Raw genomic sequence first — 15,841 nt, 5'->3', positions numbered from 1 at the left:
GGGGGTGTCCTTGTTATCTCGCTCCCGCCGGGGTTTGTCCGACAACCTCGGGGTGTAATTGGGGTGGGTGGAACGGGGCGCCTCCGGGCCCGCCCTTGGCCCGGTAGCGGCAGTTTTCGGTCAGCCGCGCGGCCTCACCAGCCCGGAACGAGGAACCGCGCGGGGCAATTGTCCTGCGCTTCGGGCGCACGGAAGAACGCGCTGGCCCGTGGGAAATCGGCCACCCGCTCGCGTTTCAGGGTGAACCAGAGCTGGGTCAGCACCTCACGGCCGGCATGGTCATGCTCGCAGCGCAACTGAAGGGCTCGGTCCGTTTCGGTGTGGAACGCACCACGAAATGCCTGCATCACCGCGTCCCTGGTCACGACCTGCCCCTGCCACGCCCGCAGGGCGGTGCCGAAATCGGACTGCGCGACCTCGGTGCGCATTTCCAGCGCGGTATGGAAAAACGTTTCGGCGGGGATGCCGAAACATTGGACATGCTTGTGATATTCGTGGTCGACCAGACTATGCGGCAGATGCGCTACGGTCTGGTCCAGCGCCTGCTTCGTCTCGCTGCTGACCGCCAGAGGGGTGGCGGCCTCATGCTCGGGGTAGATGTCGCATCCGGCTGCCCACCAGCGCTGCGGGGGCACGCCCTGGGCTATGAGCGGCTGAGGGCGTGATGCCCACAGGCCATGCAGGCCGATCAGCGGCGCTTTCGGCTGGTCGGGCTGGCAGCCTGGCCCGCTGGCGCAGAAGCCGGGCTGCCAGGTCAGCGCCAGCGTATAATGGCCGAAATCACCGTGCGCGGGCGGGCTGATCACGCTGGCCGCCACCGGCATGGGCGTCGGTGGAACCGGCGTCGGCGCGCAGGCGGCCATGCCGGCCGCCAGAACGAAACCGCCGAACGCAAGGCGCGCGTGGCTTGCCGCACGATGAACCATTGTCATGTCATTCTTTCGCTTTATCGGCGCAGGATCGCCGCGTGGTGGGTCAGATGGTCCTGGATGAAGGACTGGATGAACCAGTAGGAATGATCGTAACCGGGGTGACGGCGCAGGATCAGTTCCTGGCCGGCGGCCCTGGCGGCCTGCTCCAGATGCCAGGGCTGCAATTGCGCATCGAGGAACTGGTCCGCCTCGCCCTGGTCCACCAGGATGGTCGTCGGATGGGTGTGGCCCGCTTGCAGCAGGAGGGTCGCATCATGGGCGGCCCAGGTCGCGCGGTCCGGCCCCAGATAACCGGCGAAAGCCTTCTCACCCCACGGGACCGCCGCCGGATGGACGATCGGCGCGAAGGCCGAAACCGATTTCCAGCGATCTGGCGCGCCCAGCGCATGCACCAGCGCGCCGTGTCCACCCATCGAATGCCCCATGATGCCACGCCGCGAGCCGTCCAGCGGGAGTTTGGCCTCGGTCAGCGCGGGCAGTTCCTCGGCCACGTAGGTGCCCATCCGGTAATGGGCGGCCCACGGCGCCTGCGTCGCGTCCAGGTAGAACCCCGCGCCGCTGCCGAAATCGTAGCTGTCGTCCTCTCCGGCGATGTCGGCCCCTCGGGGCGACGTGTCCGTCGCGACCAGTGCGAGCCGGTATTCCGCCGCGAAACGCACCGCGTTGGCCTTGATCAGGAAGGTTTCCTCGGTGCAGGTCAGTCCGGCCAGCAGGTGGATGACCGGCACCGAGGCCGCCGCCGATGCGCCATCGGGCACGAAGACCGCGAAACGCGCCTCCAGCCCCAGGCTCTCGGAGGGATGGCTGTAGAAGCCGAGCGTGCCGCCACAGCAGGCATGGGTGGCGCGGGTGGTGATCGCCACGCTCAGAACGCGACGAACGCGACGACGGTGCGGATGCTCTCGCCGCCCGTCATCATGTCGAAGCCCTGGTTGATCTTCGCCAGCGGCGGGGTGTGGGCGATCAGGCTGTCGATGTCGATCCTGCCGTCCGTGTACCAGTCCGCGATCTTCGACACCTCGGTGCGCCCATGCGCCCCGCCGAAGGCCGAGCCGATCCAGCGGCGGCCGGTTGCAAGCTGGAATGGACGGGTGCTGACTTCCTGCCCCGCACCGGCCTCGGACGCGATCGCCGCCCTTTCGTCCATGATCGTGCCTCTCCAGAATCGCGCATGGGAATTATCGCATCATAAAGGGTGGCATCCCTAAAAGGGTCAATGCCGCCCGTCGGATTTGCGACAGAGAATGTCCTGACTGTCACAAAATCCATCATTCCGTTCAGACTGTTGTCTTTCCCGGCCGTGCGGTCAGTATGGGATTGGTTGGCTGCATTCGGCGCCACGCATTCAGCATGTCCTGAGGGGGAAAACATCAATGATCGTCGACCGGCGGATCGGATTATTCATCCTGATGCGCGAAAGCCTGCTGACATTGGCGTTCCTTGGGGCATGGGACGTTTTTGTCGTCGTCATGTTCCAGGTCTTCCATCAGGACTGGATGGAACAGCCGACCCTGCCGGTGTCCCTGCTCGGCTCGGCCGTCGTGCTGTTTCTCAGCGTGCGTAACAATGCGGCCTACGGACGGTGGTGGGAAGCACGGACGCTATGGGGCGCGATTACGAACAATTGCCGCTCGTTCGGCCGGCAGGCCGGGTCGCTGCTGGGCGGTCGGCCAGATCTGGCCTGCGCCATGGCGGCCTATCCTTACGCATTGCGCAGCGCACTCGGCCGGCTGGAGGATTCGGGCGATATCGCGCGGCTGCTGCCCCCCGAGATGCGCAAAGCCATCGCCGGCCGGAACAATCAGCCGAATGCCATCCTTTACGAGATCGGACTGGCGGTGAACGAGGAAGTGGCGCGACAGAAGATCGACGGTGCCGTGCATGGCCAGATCGACCGTATCCTGTCCGATCTGGCCAATGCCCAGGGGGGGCTGGAGCGCATTCGCAATACGCCGCTGGCCATTCAGTTTTCGCTGATTCCCCGGCTGGTGGCCAACATATTCTGCGTCCTCCTGCCGCTGTCGATGGTGCAGACCCTGGGGTGGATCACGCCACTGGGCTCATCGCTGGTCGGGCTGCTGTTCGTCGCGCTGGACAAGATCGGCAGCGACCTGCAGGATCCGTTCGACAATTCGCCCCACGCCATGCCGATGCGGACAATGGCCCGAACGATCGAAATCGACCTGCTGCAACCGGTCAATATCCCCGTCGAAGGCCCGATCTCGCCGGTGCGTGGCGTGCTATCCTGAGAGCACGACCGAAACCGCCGCTGGTGGTGATCCGACGCGCGTTTGCCGCGCGTCGGTGTTCACGGCCGCTCCGCAGCCCGCATTTCCGGCCAGGCTCCGAGCGTTTCGCAGGGCGACCCCAATCCGAGGATCGAGACAGAATGGGAAAAATGTGATATAACCAGTCAAATGAGCATGTTCAGAACGACCCCCAAGGGCGGTGTGACCGACGCAATGGCTCGCACTGCCGCTGCTACAACTGCCGCACAGGCGAAGACCAAGGTCAAGGACGAAGACCCCTTCCGCGAGGGCGATGCTATCGTCTACGCCGCCCACGGTGTCGGACGGGTGGATCGCATCGGCATCGACGAGATCGCGGGCACCAAGCTGGAAATGATCCAGATTTCGTTCCCCGGCAACCAGATGACGCTGCGCATTCCGCTGACCAAGGCGCGCAAGGCCGGCCTGCGCAAGATCGTCTCGCGCGAGATCGTGGACAAGGCCATGGCGATCATCAAGGGCAAGCCGCATGTCAGCCGCGGCATGTGGGCCCGTCGCGCCGTGGCTTACCAGGAAAAGATCAATTCCGGTGATCTGGTCCAGATCGCCGAAGTGCTGCGCGACCTGCGCCGCAATGTCGACAGCCTGGATGGCAGCTTCAGCGAACGCAAGCTGTTCGAAGCGGCGCAGGAGCGCTTTGTGGCCGAAGTCGCCGTGCTGGAAGGCAAGGAACCGACTGCGGTCCTGGAATCCCTGACGGCGGCGATGAAGGCTGCCTGATCCTACCCGGCCCCGATGACATCATCCGTCGGGGCCGGAACCTTCAAGACTGTCCGTTCATGCTCCGCCCGGCCCCGTGGTTGCGGGCGAGCGTGTTTCGGCCCGCCGCCAGCGGCGGGTCGCCAGACGCCATGACAGAAGCAGCCCCGCTTTCTGCTGTGCCAGCCAGCCACCGCTGACCAGTGCCGGTTCGGCCTTCGGGTCACCGGTTTCCACCACATTGTGCGAGAAATTCGCCGTTCCCAGCATCATGTCCCACCAGGGAAAGACCGCGCCGTAATTGCATGAGCGCCGGCCGGCGGAGCGCAGGCCGTGATGCACACGGTGGAAATGCGGAGAGACCAGGACCCGCTCACCCAGCCAGCCGAACCCGACCCGCGTATTGGCATGCGACAGGCTTTCGACCAGGCGCAGGAACAGGATCAGCAGCGGGAATTGCAGCGGCGGCACGCCGATCAGCAGCCCGACGGCAATCGCCCAGACATAGGACGTGACATCGTCGAGCAGATGATTCCGGTCATCCGACCAGAAGGTCATCTGCGTCTGGGCGTGATGCAGGGCGTGCAACCCGTACCACCAGCCGAAGACATGCGACAATCGGTGGCGAACATATTCGGCGAAATCCAGGATCACCGCGTACAGGAAGAACGTGACGATCGGCCAGTCCATCAGGCGTGGAAACACGCTTTCCAGCGTCGGCGGAATATAGCCATGGTCGGTCAGGATCCCGTTCAACCAGGTCTGGATTTCGTAGAAGCCGAAGAACGTCACCAGCGGAAACAGGCCGATGCGCGCGATCAGGGTATAGACGATGTCCATGGTCACATTGTCGCGGTTCTCCCATTGCCGCAGGGGCCAGAACCGTTCCAGCGGCATGCAGATCGCAAGGTTCAGCACGACCTGCAATACGCCGTAGATCGCAAACATCGCCCAGAGGAAGGATGTGTCCTCCCACTCCATCCACCCGAAATGGTACAGGATCGGGATCAGCCAGTTTTCCTGGATCCATCCGGCAAGCCATGAAAACGGATCGATCATCTCCATCCCCCTGTCGTCATAGGCGACCTCGCATAGTCTGTTACAACAGACACAACAACTCCGTCCTTAAAACAGCAAGCCTGCCTGGCGCCGAATCCCGGCCGGCTCACGGGCGAAAGACGCGGTCCCGTTCCCTCGATAGTCCTTCCCGCGCGGTTCAGTCCGCACCGAAGACATCGCGTGTGAAAACCTTGCCATCGACATCGGCGAGGTCCCTGGTGCGGCGATTCGCCACGATCACGTCGCTCAGCGCCTTGAACTCTGCAAGATCGTGTACAACGCGCGAACCGAAAAAGCGGTCATCCTGCATACTGGGTTCGTAGACGATGACTTCGATCCCCTTGGCCTTGATGCGTTTCATGATCCCCTGGATCGAACTCTGCCGGAAATTGTCCGAGCCGGCCTTCATCACCAGCCGATAGATACCGACAATGGTGGGCTTCATCGCGATGATCCGCTCTGCGAGGAAGTCCTTGCGGGTACGGTTCGCATCGACCACCGCCGAGATCAGGTTCTGCGGGACCTGATCGTAATTGGCGAGAAGCTGCTTGGTATCCTTGGGCAGGCAGTAGCCGCCATAACCCAGGGAGGGATTGTTGTAATGCTGCCCGATCCGTGGATCGAGGCAGACACCGTCGATGATCTGGCGCGGGTCCAGGGCACGGGCGAGAGCATAGCTGTCGAGTTCGTTAAAGAAGGCCACGCGCAACGCGAGATAGGTATTCGCGAAGAGCTTGATGGCCTCGGCTTCGGAGGGGTCGGTCAGGAGGACGGGGATATCCTTCTCCACGGCTCCTTCGATCAGCAGATCCGCGAAGACGCGGGCGCGTTCGCTACGCTCGCCCACGATGATTCGCGAGGGATGCAGATTATCGTATAGCGCACGGCCTTCCCGCAGGAATTCGGGCGAAAAGATCACCTGGTCGGTCTCCATTCGCGCGCGAAGGCCCTCGATGAAGCCCACCGGGATCGTCGATTTGATGACGATCGTCGCGGATCTGTTCAGCGCGATGACATCCGAGACCACAGCCTCCACGGAGGACGTGTCGAAGTGGCTGGTCTCTATATCGTAATTCGTGGGGGTGGCGACGATGACGAAATCCGCATCGCGATACGCCGCGACCGGATCAGACGTCGCCTTCAGCGAAAGCCGTGCATTGGTGAGGAAATCCTCGATTTCCTTGTCGATGAGCGGCGAAATGCGCGCGTTCACCTTCTCGACGCGCGCGGAACTGATATCGACCGCCGTTACGTCATGGTGTTGCGCGAGGAGAATGGCGTTCGACAAACCGACATAGCCGAGACCCGCAACCGCTATTTTCATCAAGTCCTCAATTCATAGCAATCATGAGAATTGCCGGGGCAGACGAATCCTGTCTTTCGGCCATAGTACTCTTGCCGACGCGCCTCGGAATAGGGCTTTCGGTCGGTGATGCCCAGGCGCGGCTCATCGACCGGCATGACGGACGACCCGCGATGCCGATGTCCCGACGGGTCCATACCCTCAATAATTGAACTGATAGGACAGGCCGATGCTGCTGCCGGGATCATTCTCCGGGGTGGTAAAGCCGGTGACGTTGCCGCCGGTGCCCACGGTGGTGTTCAGCTTCAGGCGGCGTGTCAGGTCGACCTGGACCTGCGCCTGCGTGCCCGACCCGCTGGTGGCCTGTTTCGCACCGACATAAACGCCGCGCATCACATATTTGCCCGCCTCCACGCTGGTGCCGTTGCCCTTGCCGACGCCCGATCCGCCGGTCAGTTGCAGCCGGTCCAGCCCCAGCGTGCTGCGCACCTTGCCCAGCGGATCGAAGGCCGATCCGCCGGTCAGGGTCGCGACGGCCGCCGCCATCTCGGCCATCTGTGTGGTCGAAAGCGATTGCGCATCGGTGCCGAACAGCAGGATCGCCATGATCTGGTCCTGCGACAGCGGCGGCGTGGAGGAAAAACTGATCTTGGGCGCGCTGGCGTAGCCGCCGACGATCAGCTTCGCCGTGCCGGCGGCGGTCGCACGTTCGGCTTCGAAATCCAGCGTGGGGTCGATCGCCTGAGTCACGCCCGAACCGTTGAAGGCCACCCGGCCCTTCGTGAATTCCAGCGACACTCCGCCCAGGTTGAAACTGCCGCGCCGCATCGTAAACCCACCGGCGATGTCGGGGGCATCGGCCGTTCCGCCGACATGCAGCCGGCCGCTCATTTCGGCGTCCAGCCCATGCCCCCGTACGAACATCCGGCCCGGCGAGGATGCGGTGACATCGAGCCCGACCATGAACCTGTCGGCCTTCTCGGCATCGGATGGCGGCGGCTTGTCGCCGGGGCGGATCACATCCAGGGTCGCGATCGATGGCGGCAATGAACTGGGAATATTGATCTCGGCATGCGGGATGACGACCTGCCCCGCCACGTCGATACGGGAAGCCAGCGCGCCCTTGACGGTCATGTCCGCGTTGATTTGCGCCGTGACCAGATCGCTGGCCAGAGGGCGGGCGTTCTTCGCCGTGATCCGCAGATCGATGGGCAGGCCCGGCTGGAAGGCCCCCAGCGTTCCGCTGACACCGATACTGCCCGGCCCGGCCGTGGCCGACAGATTGTCGATCGTCAGCCGATCATCCTGCGCGATGATCGTTCCCTTCATGTTCGAAAGCTGGATTCCCTGAGCATAATCATGCACCTGACCGCCGGTCAGGGTCACGGTTCCCGACGCCTTCGGCGCCGACAGCGTACCGCGAAGGGCGATGGACAGGCGAGCGATCCCCTCGACCTGCCGCCCCTGCGCGCCGAGATAGGCATTGGCCGCTGAAAGATCGACATGGCCGTCGGCCTGCACCCCTATGGTGCCGGCCGAGCCGGTGGGCACCGTTCCCTTCACCGCAAGGTCGAGCAGAGATCCGGCATGCGCCGTGGCATCGACCCGTGCCTGAGCGCCCGACAATTGCGCCGTCGCGTCCAGGTTCAGCGGTGGCAGCGCGCCGCTGAAATCGCTGTGATAGGTCAGTCCCCGCGCCGTGACGCTGACCGTACCCTCGGGTCTGGCCGTTGTACCGCGCAGCTTGGCCCGGGCACTGATCGTCCCGTCTGCCCTGAGCGACGGCATGAAAGGTCGGGCGATGGCGGGCGTCAGATTATCAACCGTCGCCGTCAGGTCCAGTGCCGGTTTCACGGTACCCGCCACGTCGATGCGGGCCGGCACCACGCCGGGGGGCGCCAGCGTCAGGCGCAGGTGATCGACGCCGATCGCCTTGCCGAACCCGATCCGCGCCGGCGCCGTCAGCCGGACCGCCTCTCCCCTGGCATTGGCTTCCAGCGAGCGGATGGCGACCGACTGCGCCGGCGTATCCACGACCAGGGTGGTGGCCAGCGCCGCCGGAGCACCGGCCAGGGCCTGGAACGTCGCATTGGCGCCGATCGCCATTGCATCGCGCGGTCCGCGCGCCGTCAGCCGGACATCACCCGCCACATTGGGCGCCGATACCCCGTCCAGCCGCAATGTCATGTCGGTCAGCGTCGTTCCCAGCGGGTCGGTCACGGTTCCGGCCAGAGACAGGTTGCGCAGCCGCGCCTGCGCACTGGCCAGCGTGCCGTCGACCGCCACCGTCACGACCGGCGGCTTCGCGTTCGGTCCGTCGTCGGAGGCAGGATCGGATGTGCGGATCGACGCCTTCAGCGAGCCGGATACCGGCTGGCCCGCCAGACGCGACAGATCGGCCAGCCGGTCCATCTTTACGTCCAGCGTGCCGAGCGGCGTGACCCGATGCGGGTTCAGCACCAGATGCCCGCTGCCCGACAGGCTTTTCCAGTCCAGGCGCGCCAGGTCGATGGTTCGCCGCCCCTGCGGGTCCTGTTCCAGATCGGCGGCGATCGACAGCGGGGCGGCGTCCACGGTCCCCTTGGCCATGAGGGTGCCCTGCGGATGGGTGGGCAGATGATGAAAGACGGCGTCCAGCATGAGCGGTCCGGGCGGCATATCTTTCGTGCCCAGTTGCCCTTCGAGATGCGCGGTGGCCGAGAAGTCGGTCATCGGCCCGTTGATCGCCAGCGTCAGCCCCGCCTGCCCCCGCATGGCCGGTGACGCACGCTGCATATCGTCGATCGCCAGTTTCGCGGTCGCATCGATCGCGGCGCCGGTCTTTCCGCCCGTGACCGGGTCCGCCGCCGGAGCGGCCGACCGGCTGCCCGACACCGCCAGATGCACGGCCTGCCCGTCCAGCGCCAGCCGGTCGATCCGCAGAAGACCGGGATGGTCGCCCACCGCGCTCAGCATGGACGCGCGCAGAGAGAGTTTGCCATCGGCTCCGATCAGCGACACCGCCTGCCGAAGGCCCCCGGTAATCGCCAGCGGGCCATCCAGCGCCAGCGTCATCGCGTCGCCGGGCCGTACGGGCATCGCAAACGCGCCATGCAGGCCAAGGTGGCCCTCCAGATCGGTCCCGCCCGCACGCGCGAGGGGCGCCAGCGCCGGCACGTCGAGATCGAATGTTCCATGCGATGGCGTTGCCGTCATCACCTGCCCCGCCAGATGCAGCAGCGTGTGATCCAGTCGCACATCCAGCGGCCAACCCGCGTCGTCGGGATGCAGGGACAGATCCAGCGTCAGCGGCGCGGCGGCGAACAGGGCGGGATGACTGCCTGGGATCGACAGCGCGTTGACCGCGGCATGCAGGTGGGCATCCGACGGCTGGCCGCCGGTCGCCTCATGTCCCTCGAAATCGACCGCGATCCGGTCGGCTGTCACCCCTGCCGCCATCGGCTGGTCGAGCGTCAGATGGCCTTCGCCGACTGGATGATGCACATCGCCCGACAGGTGCGCATCCAGGGCGAGAGCCTGCCAGCCGATCCCGTCACGCACGGTCATACGAGGCGCACGCGCCGTGATGGAGAGTTTCGATTTTACATTTATAAAATCAATTATTCCATTGATATTGGAAGATATACTCCCAGATTTCAGCGTGAACGCCAGGGTGTTCGCGTTCCTCGGGCCATCGAGGTCGAGCGCCAGATGCAATGGATCAAGCGTTTCCAGGCCCGATGCGCTGGCGAAGCCGCCCGGCCCTTCGTCCGCCGTCAGATGCAGTCCGAGGCGCCCCGGCACGATCTGTGTCCGCAGGGCCAGGGTCCCGACGCGATCTAGACGCTTCAGGTTCAGGTCGATCGCGGCCGTGGGGAGCGTCGCCACGCTGAGCCCATCCAGCACCGGTGCGAGATGAGAAAGACGCGCATTGCCGTCGAGCGAGAATGCGGCATCGCTGCCCGCGATGGCGGCACCGACCTCGATCCGTCCGACATGGACGGCGCGCAGGTCGATCCCCAGGTCGAAACTGCTGCCATTGCTGCTCTCGGTGGACTTCGTACCGCTTTCCACCTGGAGGCGCGGAATGGCCAGCCGCGCAATAGACAGCCGATCGACACGCGCCTGTCGGGCCAGCAGATGGGTCGGCCGCCAGTCCAGTTCCAGCCCCTCGATCGAGAGCCACGTTCCCTGGCGATCGTTGAGGTTGATCCGGGCGATGCGCAGCGCGTCGGGGAAACGGCCCGAAATGCCGTCCAGCGTCACGGCACCGTCCGTCAGTTCGGCCGTCTGGCGGGCAATGGTATGGCGGCCCCAGCCCGTATTGGCCACGATCAGGATGGCCACCACGCCCAGCACGACGACCGCCAGCGGCACGCCGACCAGCAGGCCAAGGGTCCAGGCGACGATCCGGGGCCAGCGCCGCCCGCGCCCGGCGGAGGGGGGCGGAGTCTCCTGCATCATCAGAAGGTTTCCCCCAGACCGAGATAGAGTTCCCACGTATCGCCGCGCTTCGGTCGGTTGAGCGGCACGGCGATATCCACGCGTACCGGGCCGATGGGCGTATAGTACCGCACGCCGGCACCCGCCCCGACCCGCAGCGTGCCCTGAAACGGCCGGCTGCCGGTGCCGACCTGCCCCGCATCGGCAAACAGCGCCCCGCCGAAACTGCGGAAGAAGCGCTGGCGGAATTCCACCGATCCCGCATCCATCGAGGTGCCGCCGATGGCATATTTGCTGCCCGGGAATTGCGGCCCGACACCTTGGTAACGGAACCCGCGTACGGTGGCGCTGCCGCCGGCATACAGGCGCTGGTCGGGTGGGATATCGAAGGTCGAGGCCCCCTGCACGCTGCCAACGATCCCCCGCACCGCGATGATGCTGCGGCCGGGACGTGAAATGCCGAGATGCGTCAGGTCGAAATAGGTCGAGGCGTTCGCCTGCATGATGGTGAAGAACGATGTTCCATTGATCAGCGATGCCGATGGCGTCACGCTGGCGGCCAGCCGCACACCATGCGTGGCCGGGTCGATCGGGTTGCTCAGGCCGGTGCTGTCATAGGTCGCCCCCAGGGGGAGCGAGATGATCGTGTAATCGTTCACCAACCCCATCTGTTCGATCTGTTCCTGTTCCGCCTGCCCTTCGAACGAGACGGTCCAGCGCTGGCCCAATCTGCGCACCACGCCCGCCCGCACCAGCAGCGCCGTCTGCCGGTAGGAATAGAGAAGCTGGCGGATGCCCTCGACCCGCACGCTGAGATTCTGGTCTCGGGAGCCGAAATCCGGCTTCATCAGGTCGGCATAGACATCGTAGCCCAGCCCCTGCTGGGCCGATCCGCCCAGGCCCGTCACCAGTGCCGTCAGGCGCAGGCGCTCGGCATTGCCGAAGATGTTGCGATGCGTCCAGCTTACGCCGCCGCGTCCGCCCAGATCGGTGGAATAGCCGCCCTGCACGGCCACGGTCCGCACCTTGCCTTCCTTGAAATCCAGCGACAGCGGCATCTGGTTGCCTGCTGAAAGCGGCGGCGCATCATTGACCTGAACATCGGAAAACACCCCCAGCCCGGCCAGATCCTGCCGGGCGGCTTCGATCCGCGAGGGCTGGTACAGGTCGTTGGGATGCATGGTCATCCGCCGTGCGATATAGGCCGGATGCGTGCGTTTCATGCCGGAGAGGCCGATCGCGCCGATGGTCACCACCGGGCCGCTGCGCACCGTATATTCCACATCCAGCGTGTGGGTCTCCGGCCGCAGCCACGCTTTCGGCGGGGCAACCTGCGCCAGCGCGTGCCCCTCTTCCTTCATCTCCGTTTGCAGGCTCGCCGCCGCCGCCAGCACGTCGGAAGCGATGGCCGGCTGGCCGGACTTCACTCCCAGGGCCTTGGTCTCGAGCGGGTTCAGGACCACCGGTCCGGTTCCGTCGCCGGATGCACGCACCAGCGTCACGCGGCCGAGGCGGAATATCTCGCCCCTGGTCGGGGTAATCGTCACCTGCACGGCCTGCCCCTTGGGGATCGCCTGCAGCCATTCCGGTAGTTGCGGATCGGTTCCGTCCATCGGGGCAGCGGTCGCCGCGTTCTTGTCGCCACGCGACCTTACGGTGATTTTGATCGCCGGGGCGTAGTAGCCGTAGCTTTCCAGCGCGGTGCGCAGCCGGCCGTAATCGTTGCGGATCCGGCCGGCCAGGGCGAACGGGCTGACGGCATGGGTCTTCTGAAGAGACACCAGACTGGATGACGCGCTGATCGCGGCATCCAGTTCCGCTTCACCCGTTGGCGTGATGGTGGTGGTGTAGGTCTGCGGGTCGGCGCCGAGAACGGTGTCGGTCGGCCAGCACAATGCAATCGCGAGCATACCCCCGGCAACGGCGAAGCCGCTCCGCCGCGTGGGGGCGCCATTCCATGCGGTCCAGCCCTGATGCTCCGGCCGATCCGCTCTCTTCGCTCTTCGCCGTGCAATCACCCGACGTCGCCGCACCGCTGCCAATGTATCCCTGTCCCGTTCCTGTACTGCATCCCATCCAACGGTCCGGCTGCTCCATCGTTCACACGCCGCATCGCCCCGAGCGGCACGTCTAACCCATTTATAAGGCGATCGTTTGACGAGACGATAAAAAACAATGTCAGGCCGCCCGCGCAGCCCGCACAAAGCGTTTTGTCCGGGAATCGGAAACTTGCCTTGACAAAAGGCCCCATATTTTTACCTGATTGCACAGGTAACGACGCCGCCGCGTCCCGCCCCGCGTGAGGGAGGTTTGCCGCACGATGACGCTGTCACGCCCCGAGTGCTCCGGCTCGTGCCCTTGACCGGGCGCCCCGCGCATATGATGTGTTCCCGCGACCGCGCGGGATGGTCCGGCGGCGCGCCCAGGAAGTTTCAATCGTGACCCAGCATTCTGTCTGCCCCCCCACGGAGTCCGACCGGGAGGTAAAGGGCCTCCATGTCATCACGTGGGGTTGCCAGATGAATGTGTATGACAGCGCGCGCATGACCGACGTACTGCGTCCGCTGGGATACCAGGCGGTCGATGCGCCCGACGCCGCCGACATGGTGATCCTGAACACCTGCCATATCCGTGATCGGGCGGCGGAAAAGGTCTTCTCCGAACTCGGCCGCCTGCGCCTGGTCAAGGAGACCCGTGCCGCCGAAGGACAGCGCACCATCCTGGCCGTCGCCGGGTGCGTGGCCCAGGCCGAAGGCGCTGAAATCCTCGCCCGCGCGCCCTACGTCGATATCGTGCTCGGCCCGCAGACATACCACCGGCTGCCGGAGATGGTCGCACGGGCGGCACGGGCGGCCGGTGCCGTCATCGACACCGATTTCCCGGCCGAGCAGAAATTCGATTTCCTGCCCGATGCCCAGGCCCCGCAGACGCCGGGCGGCCTGACGGCCTTCCTGACCATCCAGGAAGGGTGCGACAAATTCTGCTCGTTCTGCGTCGTGCCCTATACGCGCGGAGCCGAATCCAGCCGCCCGGTCGAGTCCGTGCTGCGCGAGGCCCGCCGCCTGGTCGAAACGGGCGCGCGCGAGATCACGCTGCTGGGCCAGAACGTCAACGGCTATCACGGCGAAGGGCCGGATGGCCGGGTCTGGGGGCTGGCGGGCCTGGCCGAAGCCCTGGCGGCGATTCCTGGGTTGGCGCGCATCCGTTATACCACGTCGCATCCCCGCGACATGGACGACGCGCTGATCGCCGCCCATCGCGACCTGCCGGCGCTGATGCCGTTCCTGCACCTGCCGGTGCAGTCGGGGTCGGACCGGATCCTGGCCGCGATGAACCGGGGGCATACCGCCGCAGACTATCGCGACATCGTCCTGCGCCTGCGTGATGCGCGGCCGGACATCGCCCTGTCGTCGGATTTCATCGTCGGTCATCCCGGTGAGAGCGATGCGGATTTCGAGGCGACGATGCAGTTGATCCGCGATGTCGGGTTCGCGCAGGCGTTCTCGTTCAAATATTCCCCCCGTCCGGGCACCCCGGCCGCCGGCGCGCCGCTCCAGGTGCCCGAGGACGTGAAGGACGCACGGCTTCAGGCTTTGCAGGCCCTGCTGCGCACGCAGCAGGATGCCTTCAATGACGGGACGGTGGGGCGCGTGGTTCCGGTGCTGTTTACCGGCCACGGGCGCAAGCCGGGACAGTTGTCCGGCCGGTCGCCCTATCTGCAAGCCGTGCATGTGGATGGGCCCGATGCGCTGATCGGGCATATCGCACAGGTCGAAATCCGGGAGCGATACACCAACTCACTGAGTGGAACCCTCATACAGGAGAGAGCCTTCGCTTGAGAGAACAGACGGTATCAGCGATTCTGCCCGGCCGGCGCCCCGCCCGGACGCGCGATCATCAAGCCCCGTCCGACATCGCCGCGATGCGGACGGTCACGCTGCAATTCGACGACAATGCCCTGCTGGCACAGCTCGTCGGTGATCATGACCGTCACCTGCTTCATCTCGAACGTGGATTCGGTATCCGCCTGTCCTGCCGGGGCAACCGTATCGCCCTCAATGGCAGCCCCGACCGCGTGGAAATCGCCCAGGCGGCCCTGGCCAGCCTCTATCAGCGCCTGCAAGGGGGCGGGGGCGAACTGGACAGCGCCGATATCGACGCGGCGATCCGCATGGCCGCCGCCCACCACACCATGCCGCGCCCGGCAGCCGAAGGACGGACCAGGATGACCCAAGCCACCGCGCCCCACGGCACAACGAAATCTCTGTCCGAGGCGCCGCGCGTACCGCTGGCGGAACTGCCGGCCATCCGCACCAAGCGGGGGGCCATCGCCCCCCGTTCGGCGGGCCAGGCGAGCTATATGGAAATGCTGGCACAGACCGAAATGGTCTTCGGCATCGGGCCTGCCGGCACCGGCAAGACTTATCTGGCGGTCGCGCAGGCCGTGGCGATGCTCCAGGCCGGCCAGGTCGACCGGATCGTGCTTTCGCGCCCGGCCGTCGAGGCGGGCGAGCGGCTGGGCTTCCTGCCCGGCGACCTCAAGGAGAAGATCGACCCCTATCTGCGCCCGCTCTACGACGCGCTGCACGACATGATGCCCGGCGACCAGGTGGTGCGCCGCATGGGCACGGGCGAGATCGAGGTCGCGCCGCTGGCCTTCATGCGCGGCCGCACGCTGGCGCACAGCTTCGTCATCCTCGACGAGGCGCAGAACACCACCGCCGCGCAGATGAAGATGTTCCTGACCCGCATGGGCAGCGGCACCCGCATGGTGGTGACCGGCGACCTGAGTCAGGTCGACCTGCCCAATGGCGTGACATCTGGTCTGCGTGACGCGGTGGACACGCTGGAAGGATTGCCGGGAATCGGTATCATGCGTTTCGAGTCCCACGACGTGGTGCGACACCCGCTGGTCGCGCGCATCGTGGACGCCTATGATCAGCGAGCGGCGGCCGAACGGGACATGTCCCGCAGCAGGGCGCGCCGGGAGAACAATGGAACCGCGAAGTAGCAAACGCCCCGCCGAAACGGACGGGGACGTTATAAGACCGCCGGCGGCCGAAATGGCCCCCCGCCCACACTACCCCCAGGCGCAGGGCCCCCCCGAATTGCCACGGAAAGTAGCCGCTGCGCGCTGG

General features: G+C 65.5%; 10 protein-coding genes and 1 pseudogene. 4 read left to right on the top strand and 7 right to left on the bottom strand.

The genetic code is table 11. The features are described 5' to 3' along the window. Positions 1-134: 134 nt before the first annotated feature. The 3 genes and pseudogenes from ABF821_RS15580 to ABF821_RS15570 form a co-directional block, all read right to left on the bottom strand. Positions 135-932 carry a ribonuclease T2 family protein gene (locus ABF821_RS15580; protein WP_182973069.1) on the bottom strand — a complete coding sequence of 266 codons (798 nt, stop codon included), beginning with the start codon at positions 930-932 and terminating at the stop codon, positions 135-137. Positions 933-946: 14 nt separating this feature from the next. Continuing rightward, on the bottom strand, positions 947-1,795 hold the full coding sequence (fghA, locus tag ABF821_RS15575) for an S-formylglutathione hydrolase (protein WP_182973068.1): 849 nt from the start codon (positions 1,793-1,795) through the stop codon (positions 947-949). A 2-nt stretch (positions 1,796-1,797) separates the two neighbouring features. Next, positions 1,798-2,052 (bottom strand): annotated as a pseudogene (locus ABF821_RS15570) (S-(hydroxymethyl)glutathione dehydrogenase); the annotation flags it as partial. 253 nt (positions 2,053-2,305) lie between these two features. Between ABF821_RS15570 and ABF821_RS15565 the strand changes: the two are divergent. Both ABF821_RS15565 and ABF821_RS15560 read left to right on the top strand, forming a co-directional pair. Beyond that, positions 2,306-3,181 (top strand): bestrophin family protein, encoded by an 876-nt coding sequence (locus ABF821_RS15565; RefSeq protein WP_182973067.1) that lies wholly within the window; start codon positions 2,306-2,308, stop codon positions 3,179-3,181. Between the two features lie 168 nt (positions 3,182-3,349). Continuing rightward, positions 3,350-3,940 carry a CarD family transcriptional regulator gene (locus tag ABF821_RS15560; protein ID WP_114727028.1) on the top strand — a complete coding sequence of 197 codons (591 nt, stop codon included), beginning with the start codon at positions 3,350-3,352 and terminating at the stop codon, positions 3,938-3,940. A gap of 57 nt (positions 3,941-3,997) precedes the next feature. On the opposite strand, the gene ABF821_RS15555 is transcribed toward ABF821_RS15560, so the two are convergent. From ABF821_RS15555 to ABF821_RS15540, 4 genes are all read right to left on the bottom strand, one after another. Further along, the gene (locus tag ABF821_RS15555; RefSeq protein WP_182973066.1) at positions 3,998-4,978 is read right to left on the bottom strand and encodes a sterol desaturase family protein; all 981 of its coding nucleotides are present in this window, start codon (positions 4,976-4,978) and stop codon (positions 3,998-4,000) included. A 157-nt stretch (positions 4,979-5,135) separates the two neighbouring features. After that, positions 5,136-6,302 (bottom strand): nucleotide sugar dehydrogenase, encoded by a 1,167-nt coding sequence (locus ABF821_RS15550; RefSeq protein WP_182973065.1) that lies wholly within the window; start codon positions 6,300-6,302, stop codon positions 5,136-5,138. Between the two features lie 180 nt (positions 6,303-6,482). Further along, on the bottom strand, positions 6,483-10,724 hold the full coding sequence (locus ABF821_RS15545; protein WP_415530653.1) for a translocation/assembly module TamB domain-containing protein: 4,242 nt from the start codon (positions 10,722-10,724) through the stop codon (positions 6,483-6,485). Continuing rightward, positions 10,724-12,613 carry an autotransporter assembly complex protein TamA gene (locus ABF821_RS15540; protein ID WP_415530655.1) on the bottom strand — a complete coding sequence of 630 codons (1,890 nt, stop codon included), beginning with the start codon at positions 12,611-12,613 and terminating at the stop codon, positions 10,724-10,726. Before ABF821_RS15540 ends, ABF821_RS15545 begins: the two co-directional genes overlap by 1 nt. A gap of 495 nt (positions 12,614-13,108) precedes the next feature. Between ABF821_RS15540 and miaB the strand changes: the two genes are divergently transcribed. Both miaB and ABF821_RS15530 read left to right on the top strand, forming a co-directional pair. Then, on the top strand, positions 13,109-14,542 hold the full coding sequence (gene miaB / locus ABF821_RS15535) for a tRNA (N6-isopentenyl adenosine(37)-C2)-methylthiotransferase MiaB (RefSeq protein ID WP_415530651.1): 1,434 nt from the start codon (positions 13,109-13,111) through the stop codon (positions 14,540-14,542). An 83-nt stretch (positions 14,543-14,625) separates the two neighbouring features. Continuing rightward, positions 14,626-15,714, top strand: a complete 1,089-nt coding sequence (locus tag ABF821_RS15530) for a PhoH family protein (RefSeq protein ID WP_415530654.1) — start codon at positions 14,626-14,628, stop codon at positions 15,712-15,714. Positions 15,715-15,841 lie beyond the last annotated feature (127 nt).

This window comes from Gluconacetobacter sp. (assembly GCF_047721585.1).
Lineage (GTDB): Bacteria > Pseudomonadota > Alphaproteobacteria > Acetobacterales > Acetobacteraceae > Gluconacetobacter > Gluconacetobacter dulcium.
The sequence above is the reverse complement of the archived record's forward strand: the minus strand, read 5'-3'. Positions and strand labels throughout refer to the sequence as shown.